We start from the raw sequence: 18138 nt of genomic DNA on the forward strand, positions 1-18138 counted from the left end.
TACATCCCGGCGGATTCGTAGCTCCGCCCGGTTAAAACCCACAACCCCAGATGTACAACGCCCACGAGCTTTAACATACAGTCTGGTTTAGGCTGTTCCCCTTTCGCTCGCCGCTACTCAGAGAATCGCTTTTGCTTTCTGTTCCTCAGGGTACTAAGATGTTTCAATTCCCCTGGTTATCTTCCCTGACCTATGAATTCAGCCAGGGATTACACGGTATAACCCGTGCAAGGTTACCCTATTCGGGAATCTCCGGATCAACGCCTGTTAGCGGCTCCCCGAAGCTTATCGCAACTTGCTACGCCCTTCATCGTCCGTTGACGCCAAGGAATCCACCGCAAGCCCTTAAACGCTTGACCAAATTTTAAATCCTCAGCTACTTCAAACTATATTCAATTGTCAAAGAACACTCGCCCCGCCAGGGGCATTTTAAAAACTCTAAATCTTTTCCGACACCGCAAATTCCGGAGCATGGAGGTGAACGGGTTCGAACCGATGACCTCCTGCGTGCAAGGCAGGCGCTCTCCCAACTGAGCTACACCCCCAGATCATGGGAACTCCAGACTCAACCCCTTACCAGGGGAGGCAAACAGCAACATCTCTTTAAGCCGAGACAACCTATTGCCAGCCCGCATTTGCCATAGCAAACCGGCCTCACGCCAAGTGATGGTGGGCCTAGGTAGATTCGAACTACCGACCTCACGCTTATCAGGCGTGCGCTCTAACCAACTGAGCTATAGGCCCGTTCACAGGCTTAAAGCGCACTTCCTATGTGAAGTGTCCAAATAATAAATAAGAACAGGTGTCAAAGACATTGCGGGTATCGATCTAGATAGCGCTGTATCACTTATAGTGATAAGTGCTCCTTAGAAAGGAGGTGATCCAGCCGCAGGTTCCCCTACGGCTACCTTGTTACGACTTCACCCTGATCACCAACCATACCTTAGGCACTAGCCTCCCGAAGGTTAGCATTATGACTTCTGGTACAGTCGGCTTTCGTGGTGTGACGGGCGGTGTGTACAAGGCCCGGGAACGTATTCACCGTGGCATGCTGATCCACGATTACTAGCGATTCCAACTTCATGGAGTCGAGTTGCAGACTCCAATCCGAACTGAGACCGGTTTTATGAGATTAGCTCCACCTCGCGGTCTTGCGACTCTTTGTACCGGCCATTGTAGCACGTGTGTAGCCCTGGGCATAAAGGCCATGAGGACTTGACGTCATCCCCACCTTCCTCCGGTTTGTCACCGGCAGTCCCTCTAGAGTTCCCGGCATAACCCGCTGGCAACTAAAGGTAAGGGTTGCGCTCGTTGCGGGACTTAACCCAACATCTCACGACACGAGCTGACGACAGCCATGCAGCACCTGCACACGGACTCCGAAGAGAAACCCTGATTCCAGGGCTGTCCCGTGCATGTCAAGCTCAGGTAAGGTTCTTCGCGTTGCGTCGAATTAAACCACATGCTCCACCGCTTGTGCGGGCCCCCGTCAATTCCTTTGAGTTTCAGCCTTGCGACCGTACTCCCCAGGCGGGGCACTTAATGCGTTAGCTGCGACAGAGAAGGGATCGATACCTCCTCCACCTAGTGCCCATCGTTTACGGCCAGGACTACGGGGGTATCTAATCCCCTTTGCTCCCCTGGCTTTCGTATCTCAGCGTCAGTAGCAGACCAGAAAGCCGCCTTCGCCACCGGTGTTCTTCCCAATATCAATGCATTTCACCGCTACACTGGGAATTCCGCTTTCCTCTTCTGCACTCAAGCTAAACAGTTTCAAACGCAATTCCACGGTTGAGCCGTGGGCTTACACGTCTGACTTATCCAGCCGCCTACATACTCTTTACGCCCAATGATTCCGAACAACGCTTGCCCCCTCCGTATTACCGCGGCTGCTGGCACGGAGTTAGCCGGGGCTTCCTCTAATGGTACCGTCAGAATTCTTCCCATTTGACAGAGGTTTACGACCCAAAGGCCTTCATCCCTCACACGGCGTTGCTGCGTCAGGCTTTCGCCCATTGCGCAATATTCCCCACTGCTGCCTCCCGTAGGAGTCTGGACCGTGTCTCAGTTCCAGTGTGGCCGATCACCCTCTCAGGTCGGCTAACCATCGTAGCCTTGGTGGGCTGTTATCCCGCCAACAAGCTAATGGTGCGCGAACTCATCTACAAACGGAGTTTGAGACTCCTTTGGCCACATCACATAAGAGACGTGGTCTTATTCGGTATTAGCACAACTTTCGCCGAGTTATCCCGAATTCGTAGGCAGATTATTCACGTGTTACTCACCCTTGCGCCACTTTACTGATTTCCCGAAGGAAACTTTCTCGTTCGACTTGCATGTGTTAGGCACGCCGCCAGCGTTCGTTCTGAGCCAGGATCAAACTCTCCAGTTATAAAACATGGAAATTTAATCCAAAAAAAACAAACAAAGTAATTGTTGCTAGACCCGCAACATCATTTGACACCTATTCAATTTTCAAAGAGCGAAATCCAAAAAGCGCAACAGTCTACGCAGTTTGGTAGAAAAGTCAACTATATAATGAAAAAAAGGCGAGAAATCTCTATTTGAAAACATTCCCCATTTTCTTAAGCGGAAAAAGCTTTCAGATAAAGATTTTCGGCCATTTAGCTAACGAAACTATAATATGACCTGAGTAACTAAAATGCAAGGGTAATATTAAGAAAATTAAACTTTTAATATTTTTTTCATAATCTTTTATGGGCCCTTGAAATTTTTTTAGAAACGCAACAAACATTGTCCCCGAAAAAAAAGTTCTTATATGCAGATTGCGGGAAAGTTTGAGTTTCATAAAGTGTTTTCAGAACCAGCTGGCAAAGAACGACGTTTCCTCCTTCATGGAGGTTTGTTCGGCGGATAACTCAGACCATGGAGAAAAAACTAATAGAAGAACTACAAGAGAAATTGCGCGGCGCATGGGGTCCCGTTAAAGAGGCCGGTGCTTTTAAAGCCGGCGGATGATCAAAGTTTTCAAAAGTTTCCTTGGTTCCGAAACAGGGGACATTAGTCCAAACTTTAACAACTTGTTCCGCAAAAGGAATCGGGCGTAGGATGGAGTTTTTCTACAAGGTTGGCCCAGTTTTTTAGTTTGGGAAAATGCTGGAAGCTGAAATATTATAAGGAAGAGGTGCTCAGGGTGTTGAGTCGGCTCAGGTGTTTTTTACCTCCGCATCCTCGACCAGTTGCAGGCTCTTCAACGTATAGAGTTTATAGTAGAGTCCTTCTTTTTCCATAAGCTGTGCGTGGTTACCACTTTCCACTAACTTTCCTTTATCCATCACAATGATACGATCAGCGTTATGGATTGTGGAAAGCCGGTGAGCGATGATGAACGATGTACGGCCTTGCATCAGCCTGTCCAGGGCCTCCTGTATCAGCAATTCGGACTCGTTATCCAGGGCCGATGTGGCTTCATCAAGTATTAGAATGCGAGGGTCTTTCAAAATTGCCCGGGCAATGGCGATACGTTGTCTTTGTCCTGCTGATAGACGAATGCCTTTCTCGCCAACTATGGTTTGATATCCTTCGGGAGTTTCCATGATGAAGTTGTGGGCGTTGGCCGCTTTTGCGGCTTCGATAATTTCTTCTTTGTCCGCACCTTGTTTTGCGTATTCAATATTCTCCAGAATGGTTCCGCCGAATAAAATGGTTTCTTGTGGCACGATGCCGATCTGCTTCCAGTAGCTGGCTAATTGAACCGATTCCAAAGGAATTCCATCAATTCGAATTTGTCCTGCAACCGGATCATAAAAGCGGTGCAAGAGTTGAACAAGTGTGCTTTTGCCAGCTCCGCTCGGGCCTACGAGAGCAATGGTTTGTCCAGGTTCTATTATAAAGTTGATGCCCTTAATCACATCCTGATCATTACGGTAATGGAAATGGATGTTATCAACTTCAACTTTACCCTCAATACGCGGCATGGTTTTGGCGTCAGGCTGGTCGCGGACTTCTCCTTTCGTATCCATGATTTCAAAGACCCTTGTGCTGGCTCCAATGCCTTCCTGCACTCTTGCATAGAGGCGTGCGAAGCTTCCCATGGGGCCTGCTATTATTGTGGCGTAAAGGATGAAAGCGATGAGTTCGCCTGGGCTAATGGCCCCCAGAATGACTTCGCGTCCTCCATACCAGAGCAGGATGAGCGAAGTTGAAAACGCGATAAAGCCTATGCTGGGCCCGAAGAAAGAAGAAATGATAACGCGCTTTTTCGCCGACTGAAAACTGTCTTCCAGCGCGTTCCCGAAACGCTCGTTTTCCAGTTTTTCTCGCACAAAAGATTTCACCACCTGGATGCATGAAATGTTTTCTTCCAAGATAGTCGTGGAAACGGCCAGCTTGTCCTGAATTTCGGTTGAAAGTTTTTTCAGCTTGCGTCCGAAGGTGCGCGCAAATATTACCAGAACAGGTGCCAGCACTAGTATCAGTCCTGTCAGCTTCCAGTTCATATAGGTAATGATGATAATGCCACCAAAAAGGCGGATGGATTGCTGCAGCAGAGTTGCGGGCAGGTCTGTGATTATATTTTCAATTGTGGTGATGTCGTTGGTCATGCGGGAAACGATTTCACCTGTGCGACGTTTGACAAAAAAACTGAGTGAAAGTGTGTGCAGATGTTTGAACAGTTTGATACGGAAATCAGTGATGGCTCGTTTTTCGGTAAGATCAAATAAATAATTATGAGCGGTCGAAAAAATGAGCTGGATAAAGAACAGTCCTGCAATGCCAAGTGTGAGGTTGTTCATCAACGCCATGTTCTTATCGACCATGACTACATCTACCAGCTTTTTGATATAGAGAGGCACTGCCAGGTTTGTCAGGGACGCGACAATCAAACATAATGAACCAAGTATCAGCGCTTTTTTGTAAGGTGAAAGTAATATAAGGAGTCTTTTATAATTTTTCATGGGCGTAAAGCTTTTTTATTGGACTGTCAACACTGTATCATATCTGCGGCCACTAGGCATGGGGCCAACGAGCAATAGCTATAATTGGCAATAAAAAAATATCTCGGCTGAAAAAGAAATTAATAGTTGCCAGCGGAGGCTACTCCGCCACCAGGCGTGCCAGCGTGCGTTATGCTCTACCTAAGCTTTCGTGCCCCGTAGGGGTAACGCTGAATCCAAATTAAATAGCAGGTTGGGGTGGTAAAATATAAAATCGGATGATTTATTCGTTATAAATTAAGAATCCCAAGTTTGAGAGCGAGTCATTTTGTTTTCTAAGTTAGCCATCATTTTTTCTGATATCAAGATTCAGCATACTGTGTTTGCATTGCCGTTTGCGGTGATGAGCGCGTTTCTCGCGGCGGGCGGAATGCCTGAAACTGAAAAGCTGGTGTGGATCGTTGTGTGTATGGTGGGTGCAAGGAGTGCGGCGATGGCTTTCAACCGTATAGTTGACGCACGCTTTGATGCTGAGAATCCGCGTACCCGTGAACGGGCTTTGCCTTCAGGAAAAGTCAGTGTTGGTAATTACTGGATTTTCCTTGTGGCCTCATCCGCATTGTTTGTTTTTTCAGCCTGGATGCTGAACAAGTTGGCGTTTTATCTTTCTCCTGTGGCTTTGGCAATCGTATTTTTTTATTCCCTGACCAAACGCTTTACGGCTTTTGCGCATTTCTGGCTGGGACTTGCCATCTCGATCGCCCCGGTTGGAGCCTGGGTGGCTATACGAGAAGAAATTTCATTCACGTCGTTATTGTTGGGGGCGGCAGTTGTTTTCTGGTTGATTGGATTTGATATTCTATATTCCTGCATGGACGTCGAATCGGATAAGTTGAATCGATTGCATTCCATACCGCAACGTTTTGGGGTCGAGAATGCTTTGAAGATAGCCTTTGTTTCGCATGCGGTGATGATAGTATTTTTGCTGGTGCTATCGGAACCGGCGGTTCTCTTGGGCCCTGTCTACCTGGGTGGGGTAGTGCTGGTAGCCTTTCTTTTGATTTATGAGCATTCATTGGTCAAGAAAGACGACCTGTCAAAAGTGAACATGGCTTTTTTTAATGTGAATGGAATCATCAGTATTGGACTGATGGCCTTTGTGATCGTTGACTGTATTTGGGTTTGAGACAGCGAAGTTATGCTTTCCAAAACTAGGTGGTAAATTGAGGACTCTCTGAGTTTGCAGGTTTATTTCTTTTTGGGCTATGAGCAACCTCTTTAAGCAAAAAATATTTTATTCAATCAAAAATTTTTTATAAAAATATAGACAAAATTTTGCCTGATAATTAAGCTGTTTATGAGTAACCTGTTAAAAATCATTGCTTTAACGAACTAAGAATTTTTGGGCATAGACCTTGCTAAGTAAAGTATGAAGTATGTATTATTTGGCATGATATAAAACCAGCTTAAGAACAGATTTTTGAAAACTCTTGACAGCAGATTTGCGAAACGGGTTTTTGCTCCTTTGAGATGGGTGGGTTATAATTGACAATTCCGTTTATTTAAGACTTTTGGGGTATCTAAATGTTATTTGAATTTGAAGATTCTTCGTTAAAACCTATTTATGAAAAAGTAATGACCGGGACCCGCCTCTCTTTTGATGACGGAGTGACTCTGTGGGGGACTCACGACTTCCTGGGCGTGGGATACATGGCGAACATAGTTCGAGAAAGGCTAAATGGCAACAAGACTTACTTTATTCATAACCGCCATATTAACCCGACAAATGTATGCGTTCTTAGCTGTCAGTTTTGCGCATTCGGAGTCAAGGCCGATCATCCCCATGCTTATGAAAAGTCTTTGGAACAGATTTTTTCAGACGCAGAAAAATATAATGGGGGAGATGTTAGTGAGTTTCATATTGTTGGTGGCCTTCACCCCGACTATCCGTTTGAATATTATCTCGACTTGTTGAAAGGGCTGAAAGAGCGTTTTCCTGCTGTGCATATTCAAGCATATACGGCTGTGGAGCTTGAGTATCTTTCCCGTCTTGGCAATCTATCCATAAGCGAAACATTAGAAGCTTTAAAAGAAGCAGGTTTAGGCTCTATTCCTGGAGGAGGTGCGGAAGTTTTCGCAAAACGGGTACGGAGAAAAATTTGTGGTGACAAGATCACCGGTGAGGAATGGCTCAAGGTCCATGAAACTGCCCATCATGTTGGATTAAAAAGTAATGCGACGATGCTTTATGGTCACTTGGAAACTAAAGAGGAAAGATCAGACCACCTTGTGCGTCTGAGAGAATTGCAGGATCGTACCCAAGGGTTCGTTACATTTATTCCCTTGGCGTTTCATCCCGAAAATACAGTGCTTAATTTTTTGAAAACAACCCCGGGACAATTGGACTTAAGGGCTTTGGCCGTATCCAGACTGATGCTGGATAATTTCCCGCATGTGAAGGCATTTTGGATCATGATCACACCAAAAATCGCACAGCTTGCGCAGTCTTTTGGAGCGGATGATATGGATGGGACGGTTGTTGAAGAAAAAATTATACACGCGGCTGGAGCAGCCACGGATCAAATATTTCATAAGGATCAAATAATCCAAATGATTCAGGAATCTGGAAGAAAACCTGTTGAAAGGGACACTTTGTATGAAAATGTTGAAGAGTGGCAAGCCGAGGTAGCTTATTGAAGTAAAAATCTTTTGAAATTGTAACCCGCCCCATTAAGTTGTGCCGCACTCTAAGTTAGTATTTTTATCTTTTGAAATGCACCCATTTGCTGGACAACGTATAATGCGAAGAATCTAATTATGTATCAGGTAAACCAGATACAGATTTTCGGAACTCCAGTGGAGTTCGATACCCTAATGAGCTATGCGGCCGGGTTTCGTTATAATCTTTTCTCAATGATCTGTAGGTATACTGTTTTAATGTATTCTAGGTAATTTTTATTATGATCGAATTGATAAATAAAGATGGATTATCCGTTTCAAAAAACTCTAAAGCTATACACGAGGAACTTTTTCGTGGAACGGGATGTGTGATGGGTGATGGGGCTTCAATTTTTGTGCAAAATGAAAGTATTACAGAAAAGTATATTGTGATCTCAAAAGATAATGATTTGAAAACTGATCAGCGTTTTGCGGCGAGTCGCTTTGACGAGGCTTTAGAGTTGTTTCAAAAATGGCTCAGTCAATAAGCTTATTTTCTGGAAGATAAAAGATGAATAACTGGTTTATGCTGGCGTTGGTTGGTAAAGACCGACCGGGGATTGTTGCTGAAGTCACTCATGTATTGTATGAGATGAAAGGAAACCTTGGTGAAACCTCTATGGTTCGTCTAGGTGGTAATTTTACCATCATGCTTATGGTTTGCATTCCTGAAAAGAAGGAATTGATATATGAAAAACTTAAACCCATATGCGATAAATTAGGATTACTTTTTCATCTTGACGAGATAGATGCGGCGCTGCACCAACACATTGAAGCTGATGTCCGTATAAGTATCCATGGTGCTGATCAAGCTGGTATCGTCGCTAGTGCAACCGATGTTTTATATAAGGCCGGATTCAATATACTCAACCTTGAGTCGGACGTAGGAGGCAACCCACAAAGCCCCGTGTATATCATGCATATAGAAGGTGTTGCTGGTAAAAGTTATGATGATATAGAGAAAGCTTTACAGCGGTTGGCTCAGGAAAATGATGTTGTTGCACGTATGACCCCCATAGATACTATGTTGGGGTGATCATGGCTCTCCTGAATATTCTGGTTTATCCTGATGACAGGTTAAAGATAGTCTCCCGTCCTGTGAAAGAGTTTTCTGACAGCCTGAAGAAATTTGTCCGTGATTTGGAGCAAACATTTCGCTCCTATCCAGGGTGTGTGGGGATAGCTGCTCCACAGGTAGGCCGTCCTGAAAGGATTGTGTTGGTAGATATTTCTCATAAACCACAACATGTCAACCACGGTTTTTTGGTTCTGATAAATCCTGAGATAACTTTATATGAAGGGAAGAGTTTGGGCAGAGAGGGGTGCCTTTCAGTTCCAGACTATACTGGCAAGGTAGAGCGTGCAAAATCTATTACCTTAAAAGCGTTAAATGAAAATGGTGATGCGCGGGAATATCAAATGTCAGGTTACGAGGCTCGTGCGGTTCAGCATGAGATTGACCACTTGGATGGAAAATTGTTTCTAGACAGGTTGGTCAGTAAGAGAAATGCCTTGCGTAAAAGGAGCGAATCTTTAACATGATTTGAAAGATTACTGGGGTAAAAACTTTTATGTTTTATTGCCCTATAGGAAGTGTGAGCAAAGGAGAATTGTCTTTGATCTTACCTGCCTGTAGTGAAAAAATTTGTGAAAGCAGGGAAAAGGTGGATTTTGATTTTAGATCTGAATCATCTATATAAAACCAGATTCCTCTATAAAAAACCATTAAAGTTGCGTTTTCAGGTTGAGAAGAGTTGGATTTGATTCTGAGAAGTTCTCCCGTAACCTCCTTCCAGTCAAAAATTTCTCCAGAGGTTTTAAGTGTTTTTGTAACTTTCCCATTTCTCATATCCTGCTCAGGTACTTCCACCCCCTGAGAAAGATAAAACAAAATACCTAATAATGATCGTGTAACCACTCTAATCTGATTAGGTGTATTTTTTTTTGGTGTAAATGTGATTACATATCTATTCAATCCTGGTTCTAAATTGAGAGATTTAGCAAATTTTTGTGCCGTATTTAAGGCAAAGGGGAATAGTTGGTGCTGGTCTTTTCCTTCGTTGGCAATAGTTAAAATAATTTTTGGAATACCACTCTCGTTTTCATAGGAAAGGTTTAAAAGATCCAAGGATTGAAGTTCTCCTAAATATTTGGTTGCTTCAATAAAATCTTTGAATTGGGGTGCTTTTTGGGGCGTAGGGCCAGAAGCGCCCGGAGCATTTTTCAAATTATTCATGCGCTGAAAACAAAGGCGAAATATTCTCTCGACACTCCAACCAGAATGATATAAAAGCGTAATGGTTTGCAGGGGAAGAGGTGCTAGTACGCGTTGAATAAACTTGTCTCCCTGTAAAGGTGAATAGGTAACGGTAGGTCTTTCGGTCATCCCTACAGAGGCGCCTAGACCAAACAATCCCTTAACACTATCCTGTAGGGTTGCGCTTGCCTCTCCCGTGGTCGACAGAATGAATTGAGAAGCAACGCTACTAACCTCCATGAAAAAAGGAGTGTCTCTGTATTTAAGGCGTGCGAGATTAAGTAGTAATTGCTCATCGTTAGTTTTTTGTACCGCGAGATTATAATTGCTTCTCTGACTCTTTATTGTTGCCGGCCCAAGAGTGGTGCAGCCTATAGATAACAATAGTGATATTGCGTTTAATAATAAAATGCAGGAGCTTTTGTAAATGAACAGTCGCGATACCATAGAAATCAGCTTTTATTGTCAGGGTTTTTTATGAGGTCATTTGGGGCCAAATGTATGGTTGAAGTTGGAAAAGCTGCTTCAGCTCCACTTTCTTCAACTATTCTTAAAATCTTTAAAAGCACATCTTGCTTAATACTGTGAAACTTTTCCCAATTCGTGGTTTTGGTGAAAGTGTATATAAAAAAATCAAGTGATGAAGGAGCAAAGCTATTGAAGTTTACGATTAATGTCTTGGTCGTATCAATTTCAGGGTGACCTTTTAACATTTTCTCAACTTTTTCTATGATCATCTCCATTTTATCTGCGTCATCATAACGGATTCCGATGGTCTCATTAATTCTGCGGTTCTGCATCCTCGAGGGATTCTCCACCGCGACTTGAGAAAAAACTGAATTTGGAACATAGAGGGGACGCTTTTCGAAAGTCCTTATCACAGTAACTCGCCAGCCTATTTTTTCAACAACTCCTTCCAGTTCGCGATCGGGAGAGCGTATCCAGTCACCGACAGCAAATGGTCTGTCCATATATATAAAGAGCCCCCCGAAGAAGTTTGACAAAAGGTCTTTTGCAGCAAAACCAATGGCTATACCCCCGACACCACCAAATGCCAGGACTCCAGAAATGCTGAAGCCCAAGGTTTGTAGAATTACCAGAGAGGCTATTATTATGACAGATATTCTTGCCAACTTGGATAATGCATCCAGAGTTGTTGGGTCTATATCTTTCCCGGATGCAAGATAGCCGGTTTCTATTTTCTGAATGATGAGAACAAAAAACCATGCCAGGGAGGCTATGATAATCGCGTCCCTCAGAGGAGCAAGGGCATCAAGAATAATCGCCTCTGTAGCTTTTTGAATTATTTCTCCGGCAAAGGTAATGCCTGTTACCCATATTATGATACTCAATGGGTTGGGGACAGATATCAGAAAAGCGTCATCCCATTTATTAGAGGTGCGTTTTGCTTTTTCGGCAAGGGATTTAAAAACTTTTTTTTGAAAAATATTCGCAACCAAAGCCACGAATAAGACTACAATCACCTGAAATATATATTTATTTTCTTCTGTTATGATTTGTTCAACACTCATTATTCGTTTTCTTGTATTTAGTTGTCAGCCGATGCTAAAAGTATCATATTTCAAGGGGTTAAGAAATCTAAATACTAAGGCGTTGATTATCAATGCAAATTTTTGTAACTTTTACAGTTGAATAGTTAAGAATTTATAGGAGAACTGTAACATGGATCCTGTTAGTTCATTTATGGTAGCAACTGTAAAGGATATTGATGCTGAGGTCTCGGTGAAAGAAGCCGCAAAAATGTTAAGTGACTTTGGTATCGGTTCATTATTGGTAAAAAAGGACTCTGAATATGTTGGAATGCTATCTGAACAGGAAGTTACTCGAGAGTTGGTTGCTTTAGGAAAAGATCCAAGCACAACAAATGTAGGCAGTATTATGAATCCGGATATTGATTATGTGGATCAGAGCGAACTCATGTCTCAAGCTATTGCCATAATGAGAGAGAAAAAACTCCGTTACCTCGTTGTCCGGAATGGAGAGAACGTGGTGGGTATTCTGTCAGTTAAGGATCTGCTGGCATATTACGAAAAATGGTTTGAGTTAACCATTTAGATAGAATAAAAAACGCCCCGCTATAAAGCGGGGCGTTATTGAAGCACAGGAGCTTACGTTAACTTGGGGTTAACAAGTTACTCCGGAAGCTCCCGAACTACTGTCAGATAGCATCGGATCACCTCCTCTTCAGGGCGTCCGTCATGACGTCATGGGCTCCCCTGTTAAGCCCATCACGCAACCATTCAAAATTATAATATACAATGGATAGGTATAAATCCCTATTTTTTTCTGCTAGCCTTAAGACCCTGCTCTGGACATTATATGGTCCACTGTAAGATTGGAGCCTGTAGCTACATTTTTGCAGGACTGTATTTTTCCCTGGCAACGCATGAAGCATCCGCTCCAATGTTCGCAATCAACATAAATCCAATGCGTGGGCTCTGTTTTCATATCTTGCCCCAGAATTTCTACTGTACCAGAGTCGGTGACGCTGTAGGTTTTGTCAGCACCAGGGGTGGGTTTCAGAAGAACCATTCCATGATAGCCACAAGAGGTTAGAAATAAAATTGTAAAAACAAGTAAAACTGACTGCATTTTTTTTGTCATCAGCTCCCCCTTTATAGCATCCATACGTGGTCCATGTAAGCTTTAACCGATAACAATTATAGCATTATTTTTTTTAATCTTAAGACTTATTGTACAAAATGGGCCTGATTGAGTTTAGTTCGCAGGGCTTATCTCAAATCAGGATATCCAGAATTTGTTTTTTGGCTTGTTTTTGTACTTCAGACTTTTTTTGATGGAGGCTTTCTTCTAATTGCTCCTTGAAAGACTTCTGATCTTTCTTTTTCTTGAATTTCCAGGAGCTTTGTCTGTTTTTGCCAAAAAGGGCGTCTTCTATTTTCATGGCTCTTTCCTCAAACCTTTGATCTTTATAACCTTATCGTTTTAAATTGAGAAGACCTTTACAATTGACTGGAAATCGCAATAAATTTTGTCATTTTATGGAAAGGTGGTGTAGATCGTTGCTTGTTTCATACATAATTAGCATGCCGAGAAATAATGTTGTTAAACCGATAAATACCTTTAACCTTTGGTAGGTTCGGGAGCTTTCAGTGTATCGCAGGGGGAGAATAATTACGATAGATAGTAAAGCCATTCCACAGATTGATCCGAAACCAAATAAAAGTAAATAAAAAAGTCTTGCTTTAATAGAAGCAACGGAATCGAGAGTTAATAGTATTAAGGCTGATGAGCCTGCCATACCGTGCACCATTCCTACCAATAATGCCTTAAAGGAAAACTTGTGGGTATGCTTATGAAGACTGGATTGATGCCCTGACTGGTCGCCTTCGTGAGAGTGGAAATGAAGGTGGGTAATTCCATTAGGATGACTATGTGTATGGAGATGGACATTTTTTTTAACGATTTCTCTTATAACTGTTCCACCCATAAATACCAACATACACCCAACAAAAAATTCTAAAGTAACAGCCAATTGCTCTGATATCATTGTGTCAAGAATCAATACTGCAGAACCAAACAGGAATAAAGTGATCGTATGCCCAAGTCCCCAGGTTATTCCAAATGTAAGGCCTTCTTTAAACGACTTTGTCTTCGATGCCAGGGAAGCGACCGCGGCGACGTGGTCAGCTTCCAAAGCATGTTTCAATCCAAGAAGAAATCCAAAAATTAATGCTTGCGTCATAGGTTTTATGGTTGGTGACTATACTGCCTGGGTTTTCTTTTCAGCAATTCAATATACGATAATTATCATACCTGCTAATGGGATCCAGATAAAAATTTGTATTATTGATCCTCCTCTTTATTTGTCCGGTCCATAAACTGATTGCACTCAACAATAAATTAGTATCGATTATTTGCTTTATCTTATTGATAAATTATGTATAATGCGATCCGGTTTGCCTATGGGCAAGTGAGGTTTTATTGTTCCCCGTCGCCCAATTCCTTTGACAGACATAATTCTAATGCGGAGAAATGGCTGCATGGCTGATCCACTTCATGAAGATTCTACAAATTCTAAAAAATCTAAAAATATATACGGTCGACGATGGATATGGTTTGCCGGAGTGACTTTAATCAGTTTTTTTGGGATTGGAGCTACGCATCATTTTCAAAAAGAGCCTGTTAAACTCGCTCATAAACCTCAGGTTAAAAAACTTGATTTTCCTGCGAAGGAAGTAAAATTACCAGAACAACCTGAATCCGAAATTGAATCTCAACAGGTACCTGAAAAGGAAGTCTATCGTTTGGTTAAGGGAGATGTGACACGTAATCAAAGCTTGTCGCATTTGATGAGAGGACAAGGCATACCATTAAAAACAGTTTTTGAACTGGTAGAACAATCGCGGCCCACTTATAACCTGAGCCGACTTCGTGTTGGCCAGCCATATTCGATCAAACTGACAGCTGATAACAGGTTGGCGGCCTTCACCTATCAAACAGATAAGAATCATGAATTGCTCATTGAGCGACAAGGCTCCAGATTTGTTTCTCGCATGGTTGAGCCGCATTATGAAGCTCAGCTTGATATCCTGGAGGGTGTCATTGAAGAAAACCTGATCAACGCTGTGTTGGATGCGGGGGGAAGCTATAAGATCGCAACGGATTTAGAAGAGATCTTTGCATGGCAGGTCAATTTTTTTAAAGACCTGCGTGCAGGAGATTCATTTAAGGTTCTTGTGGAAAAAAAGTTTCTTGAACAAGAGTTTTCAGGCTTTGGAAAAATAAGGGCGGTTACCTTACTGAACCGTGGCAAAAGTCTTTCCGCAATCTACTTCAAACCTGAAGGAGAGCATGGTGGCTATTACGCTGCTGATGGGCGACCTTTGAAAAAACAATTTTTAAAGAGTCCGTTAAAATATACGCGGATCACATCCCGATTTACTCACAGGCGGTTTCACCCAATTTATAAAAAACACATGGCCCATCGGGCTGTAGATTATGCAGCTCCAACCGGAACACCTGTTTATGCCATAAGTGATGGTGAAGTGATTAATATATCCAGAAGCGCCCGGTCAGGAAAACACATTAAATTGAAGCACCCTAATGGCTATGTAAGCTCATATTCTCATTTGTCGAGATACGCGACAAACCTGTTTCGGGGAAAGAAAGTTCAGCAAGGTCAGGTGATCGGCTATGTTGGCGCCACTGGTGCCGCAACAGGACCCCACCTTTGTTTTCATCTTCGTAAAAACGGGCGGTCGATCAACCCTCTGACGTTCCAGTCGCCGGGTGGGCCTGATCTGGAAGAAAAAAGTAAGAAGGCTTTCCGATTAATTGCTCAAAAGGAAATGCAGAGGTTAAACCATCCCGAATTTTTGAAATCCCAGTTCAGTTAGCAGTCGTTTCATACCTTCCTGCCGTTGTCCCTTCTGCATTTCGTGCAAATGGCAAGACACGAATTCTGAGTTGTTTATAGTTAATTCAATAACTTATAAAAACACAGGGGAGAGCGGTTTTTGATTCTCCACTTGGAATACGGGTTTCAATAACCCATACTATATTTATGAAAACTTATGGGCCTCACAATGAAAATTAAATTTTTCCTGGTTGCTTATACCTTTTTAGTTTGTTTCCCAACTCTTGCTTTCGCACATGATGAATTGGTAATACAAAAGGAAGTGATGTATTGGACCATGGCAAGAAGCAATTTTGCCTGCACGCCACACATACAAATTGAAATTGGGGAAGATGTTCCCGATCTTCGTGATGAAGTATGTGGAACGGTTATTGGAAGTCACAGTCTGACTCTTTCTGGCCCTGCGGGAACCACAGTGACTCTTTATGGGGATTATAATTTTAAAAAAGATAATGGCTTCCTCACTATTAGAAAAAAAGACGACCAGATGCTTTGGTTGATGGACTTAACTGTGTTTCCGGATGGCCAATGGTTTACCTCGGAAGCTGATCAGGACTCTGGCGCCTTTGATATTTTTTATAAAGCTAACCCAAGATTTGAACGAATTGTGTCTTCTGTTCAATGGGGTGATAGTAGTTAAGAGCTTATCTTTTCAATTAAAAAGCATCCCTCTTTTTTAAACATTCAATCAGGTTATTTATTTCCCCAAACCTTCTTAACCTAAGATAACCATCAATTCAGCATCAAAAACAAAAGTGGAGTTGAGGGGCGAACTAATAGTTCAGCTTTATGGTTAATGTCCGCTTTGGATTGCGGTTTCAACCGACTGCTACAACACAGGCATTAATACTCACTTGCCTAGGTTGCTATTGGAATTTAGAATAACACTACTCCACTTGATTCCAACTAAGAAGGCTAAATCTCTGACTTGGAAGGTGAGAGGAGGAAATTCTGGGCTAGGCTGAAAACTTTGCTTTTTTTAGTGGATACCAATAATTAATAGGTATTAGATTTTAAAAATCTGCCGTTAATAAAAGAATGAGTAATGAAAATAGCTGTGCAAAAAATTGGCTTCAAAATACAGCTATATTTGTGCTTGGTTTAATTTTTACTTTATTAATTGGCGAATGGTTATTTCCAAAACTACTGAATAAAGTACCTTTTCGCTTGTATGGAGGTATCGATAATAATTTAAGAGTTTTAGCTCAATATTCTAAGAAATCGGTTATTCCCAATGACTACATAGCTATCTTTGGAGACTCTAACTCAGTAGGAGTGGGAGATTTATATTTTGACCTGACAAGAAATTCCAAGAAATGGTATCCAGACTATTCTCCAGCCCACTTCTTACATAGAAAACTAGAAACTGATGTTGTCTCATTTGGTTTTGCTGGGGCAGGAAGTTTTGATGGTATTTGGAAAGGACCTAAGGATCAATTTGAATATATAAAGTCAATGGGGTTTAACCTGAAACCACCAAAATCTATTTTGATATTTTTTTACGAAGGAAATGATTTAGGGAATAATATTCAATATCTAAATAAATTTTACAAAGAAAGTGATGACTTTTATGAGCTGCTAAATGTAGTGAAACTGAATGAATGGTTGGAGCGGCACCAAAAAGATTTCTTTAAAAAAAATGATATTGCGTTTGAAAAGAAGTTTGTTTTTGTTAACTTTTTAATTCAATCAATTAAAAATATTTATTTGGAAAATTCAAAAAAGATTAAACCTTATATATCTGCTACGGCTGAAGAAAAACTTTTTTCACATGTAGTTATCAATGGCACACCCTACCCTTTATTTAATTCACAGGGCAGCACCATATTCCCAAAGAATTCGGTTACCCATATTGTTAAAAGTGGTGAGGCCTTCTCCGTACCTTCTTCAAGTCGCATTCAAATACCAGAAAAGTCTCTTAACGAAGCAGTTGTGGGTGGAAATAGGGTTGCTTTGCCGGGTAATTTGCAAGCTCCTCCAATTGTAATAGGGAGTAAAACGGGTGATATAAAAGGTGGACAGTTTAAGGAAATGTTTAAGGCCAGCCATTTTATATTTGAATATTCAATAAGAAAATTGAAGGAGCTTTTTCCTGACTCTGAAGCACATATTTTTTACTTACCATCTACTACATCCTCTTATGAAATAATTTCACATTTCACATCTATAAATTCTGATATGGGGATACCTTCTATTGTTAATAGCGACCTGCTAAGTAAAAGACATCTGGAAGTCTGCAGGGAAATTTTAAAAACAGCAAAAAAACTTAACGTTTCATTTTTTGACACAACACCATTTTTGCGGGAGGCAGGCTCAAAAGGATATATTCATGGCCCAAAAGATTGGGCGCATTTTAACGAATCTGGCTATAAGGCTCTTTCAGATAGCATTTCAGAATTTCTACTTTATCCAGATAGGCATTATCAAAACTGCGCAACATAACAGACCTTACTATTATTATATGACCGCTTTGGGTCGGAAGCTGTCAATTAGGGCTTTCTAGTTCAAAAGAGACAAATATATGGGGAATTCCATATTAAAACCATCGAGCTTGCTTTAGGGGGTGATCTGACTGCAGGTCACTTTGGGTGCTAGGGAAAATTTAGGTAAGCATTTGAAATAAAAGAGAAAGAAATTGGCACGCCCGAGAGGATTCGAACCTCCGACCTACGGTACCGGAAACCGCCACTCTATCCAGCTGAGCTACGGGCGCATAGTTTTTATAATTGATCAGTAGCCCCCGTCGAACCCCGCTACGTTCCCGACCTGACGGCTAAGTTCCTGAGAGAACTCTTTAATCATCTTTAAGCGCCATGTCCACCACTGTGCTTCAGCTGTTAATTCTTCCGAGGCATTTGCGGGAA

Annotated in this window: 15 protein-coding genes, 3 tRNA genes, 1 rRNA gene and 1 other annotated feature; of the genes, 9 read left to right on the top strand and 10 right to left on the bottom strand. The window is 42.0% G+C overall.

Annotated features, from left to right (window positions below; translation table 11 throughout):
• Position 1 precedes the first annotated feature (1 nt).
• Positions 2–363 (bottom strand) — a sequence feature (possible 23S ribosomal RNA but 16S or 23S rRNA prediction is too short).
• Positions 364–472: 109 nt separating this feature from the next.
• From F3741_06205 to F3741_06220, 4 genes are all read right to left on the bottom strand, one after another.
• A tRNA-Ala gene (locus F3741_06205) sits at positions 473–545 on the bottom strand.
• Positions 546–667: 122 nt separating this feature from the next.
• Positions 668–744: transfer RNA gene (locus F3741_06210), tRNA-Ile, on the bottom strand.
• A 122-nt stretch (positions 745–866) separates the two neighbouring features.
• Positions 867–2392 (bottom strand): 16S ribosomal RNA (locus tag F3741_06215).
• Positions 2393–3167: 775 nt separating this feature from the next.
• Complete coding sequence (locus F3741_06220) at positions 3168–4919, bottom strand: ABC transporter ATP-binding protein (GenBank protein ID MZG30391.1); 1752 nt, start codon at positions 4917–4919, stop codon at positions 3168–3170.
• Between the two features lie 307 nt (positions 4920–5226).
• Here F3741_06220 and F3741_06225 point away from each other — a divergent pair, with 307 nt between their 5' ends.
• Together F3741_06225 and mqnE are read left to right on the top strand one after the other, a co-directional pair.
• Complete coding sequence (locus F3741_06225; protein ID MZG30392.1) at positions 5227–6084, top strand: 4-hydroxybenzoate octaprenyltransferase; 858 nt, start codon at positions 5227–5229, stop codon at positions 6082–6084.
• A 398-nt stretch (positions 6085–6482) separates the two neighbouring features.
• Complete coding sequence (gene mqnE / locus F3741_06230; GenBank protein MZG30393.1) at positions 6483–7595, top strand: aminofutalosine synthase MqnE; 1113 nt, start codon at positions 6483–6485, stop codon at positions 7593–7595.
• A gap of 118 nt (positions 7596–7713) precedes the next feature.
• On the opposite strand, the gene F3741_06235 is transcribed toward mqnE, so the two are convergent.
• Positions 7714–7812 carry a transposase gene (locus F3741_06235; protein ID MZG30394.1) on the bottom strand — a complete coding sequence of 33 codons (99 nt, stop codon included), beginning with the start codon at positions 7810–7812 and terminating at the stop codon, positions 7714–7716.
• A gap of 46 nt (positions 7813–7858) precedes the next feature.
• Here F3741_06235 and F3741_06240 point away from each other — a divergent pair, with 46 nt between their 5' ends.
• The 3 genes from F3741_06240 to def are packed head-to-tail and all read left to right on the top strand — an operon-like array spanning position 7859 to position 9158.
• Entirely contained in the window at positions 7859–8104 is a 246-nt protein-coding gene (locus tag F3741_06240; protein ID MZG30395.1) for a hypothetical protein, read from the top strand.
• Positions 8105–8127: 23 nt separating this feature from the next.
• Positions 8128–8652, top strand: a complete 525-nt coding sequence (locus F3741_06245; GenBank protein MZG30396.1) for an amino acid-binding protein — start codon at positions 8128–8130, stop codon at positions 8650–8652.
• Between the two features lie 2 nt (positions 8653–8654).
• Positions 8655–9158, top strand: coding sequence for a peptide deformylase (def, locus tag F3741_06250; protein MZG30397.1), 504 nt, complete (start codon positions 8655–8657; stop codon positions 9156–9158).
• 34 nt (positions 9159–9192) lie between these two features.
• Here the strand turns inward: def and F3741_06255 are convergent, their stop codons facing one another.
• Both F3741_06255 and F3741_06260 read right to left on the bottom strand, forming a co-directional pair.
• Entirely contained in the window at positions 9193–10320 is a 1128-nt protein-coding gene (locus tag F3741_06255) for a hypothetical protein (protein ID MZG30398.1), read from the bottom strand.
• 5 nt (positions 10321–10325) lie between these two features.
• Positions 10326–11405 (bottom strand): mechanosensitive ion channel family protein, encoded by a 1080-nt coding sequence (locus tag F3741_06260; GenBank protein MZG30399.1) that lies wholly within the window; start codon positions 11403–11405, stop codon positions 10326–10328.
• A gap of 151 nt (positions 11406–11556) precedes the next feature.
• Here F3741_06260 and F3741_06265 point away from each other — a divergent pair, with 151 nt between their 5' ends.
• Positions 11557–11949: a CBS domain-containing protein gene (locus F3741_06265; GenBank protein MZG30400.1), complete on the top strand. Its 393-nt coding sequence runs from the start codon at positions 11557–11559 to the stop codon at positions 11947–11949.
• Between the two features lie 240 nt (positions 11950–12189).
• Here the strand turns inward: F3741_06265 and F3741_06270 are convergent, their stop codons facing one another.
• On the bottom strand, positions 12190–12498 hold the full coding sequence (locus F3741_06270; protein ID MZG30401.1) for a hypothetical protein: 309 nt from the start codon (positions 12496–12498) through the stop codon (positions 12190–12192).
• 391 nt (positions 12499–12889) lie between these two features.
• Positions 12890–13600 (bottom strand): urease accessory protein, encoded by a 711-nt coding sequence (locus F3741_06275; GenBank protein ID MZG30402.1) that lies wholly within the window; start codon positions 13598–13600, stop codon positions 12890–12892.
• A gap of 280 nt (positions 13601–13880) precedes the next feature.
• Here F3741_06275 and F3741_06280 point away from each other — a divergent pair, with 280 nt between their 5' ends.
• From F3741_06280 to F3741_06290, 3 genes are all read left to right on the top strand, one after another.
• Positions 13881–15254, top strand: a complete 1374-nt coding sequence (locus F3741_06280; protein ID MZG30403.1) for a peptidoglycan DD-metalloendopeptidase family protein — start codon at positions 13881–13883, stop codon at positions 15252–15254.
• Positions 15255–15443: 189 nt separating this feature from the next.
• Positions 15444–15914: a hypothetical protein gene (locus F3741_06285; GenBank protein ID MZG30404.1), complete on the top strand. Its 471-nt coding sequence runs from the start codon at positions 15444–15446 to the stop codon at positions 15912–15914.
• 398 nt (positions 15915–16312) lie between these two features.
• A complete protein-coding gene (locus tag F3741_06290) occupies positions 16313–17716 on the top strand; it encodes a hypothetical protein (protein MZG30405.1) in 1404 nt (467 codons plus the stop codon).
• A gap of 194 nt (positions 17717–17910) precedes the next feature.
• Here F3741_06290 and F3741_06295 read toward each other — a convergent pair.
• Positions 17911–17987: transfer RNA gene (locus F3741_06295), tRNA-Arg, on the bottom strand.
• Positions 17988–18138 lie beyond the last annotated feature (151 nt).

Source organism: Nitrospinota bacterium (assembly GCA_009873635.1).
GTDB lineage: Bacteria > Nitrospinota > Nitrospinia > Nitrospinales > VA-1 > LS-NOB.

Coding starts and splice junctions, on each gene's coding strand:
- F3741_06220 (MZG30391.1), bottom strand. CDS start 4,919: ATGAAAAATTATAAAAGACTCCTTATATTACTTTCACCTTACAAAAAA.
- mqnE (MZG30393.1), top strand. CDS start 6,483: ATGTTATTTGAATTTGAAGATTCTTCGTTAAAACCTATTTATGAAAAA.
- F3741_06240 (MZG30395.1), top strand. CDS start 7,859: ATGATCGAATTGATAAATAAAGATGGATTATCCGTTTCAAAAAACTCT.
- F3741_06245 (MZG30396.1), top strand. CDS start 8,128: ATGAATAACTGGTTTATGCTGGCGTTGGTTGGTAAAGACCGACCGGGG.
- def (MZG30397.1), top strand. CDS start 8,655: ATGGCTCTCCTGAATATTCTGGTTTATCCTGATGACAGGTTAAAGATA.
- F3741_06255 (MZG30398.1), bottom strand. CDS start 10,320: ATGGTATCGCGACTGTTCATTTACAAAAGCTCCTGCATTTTATTATTA.
- F3741_06260 (MZG30399.1), bottom strand. CDS start 11,405: ATGAGTGTTGAACAAATCATAACAGAAGAAAATAAATATATATTTCAG.
- F3741_06265 (MZG30400.1), top strand. CDS start 11,557: ATGGATCCTGTTAGTTCATTTATGGTAGCAACTGTAAAGGATATTGAT.
- F3741_06270 (MZG30401.1), bottom strand. CDS start 12,498: ATGACAAAAAAAATGCAGTCAGTTTTACTTGTTTTTACAATTTTATTT.
- F3741_06275 (MZG30402.1), bottom strand. CDS start 13,600: ATGACGCAAGCATTAATTTTTGGATTTCTTCTTGGATTGAAACATGCT.
- F3741_06280 (MZG30403.1), top strand. CDS start 13,881: ATGCGGAGAAATGGCTGCATGGCTGATCCACTTCATGAAGATTCTACA.
- F3741_06285 (MZG30404.1), top strand. CDS start 15,444: ATGAAAATTAAATTTTTCCTGGTTGCTTATACCTTTTTAGTTTGTTTC.
- F3741_06290 (MZG30405.1), top strand. CDS start 16,313: ATGAGTAATGAAAATAGCTGTGCAAAAAATTGGCTTCAAAATACAGCT.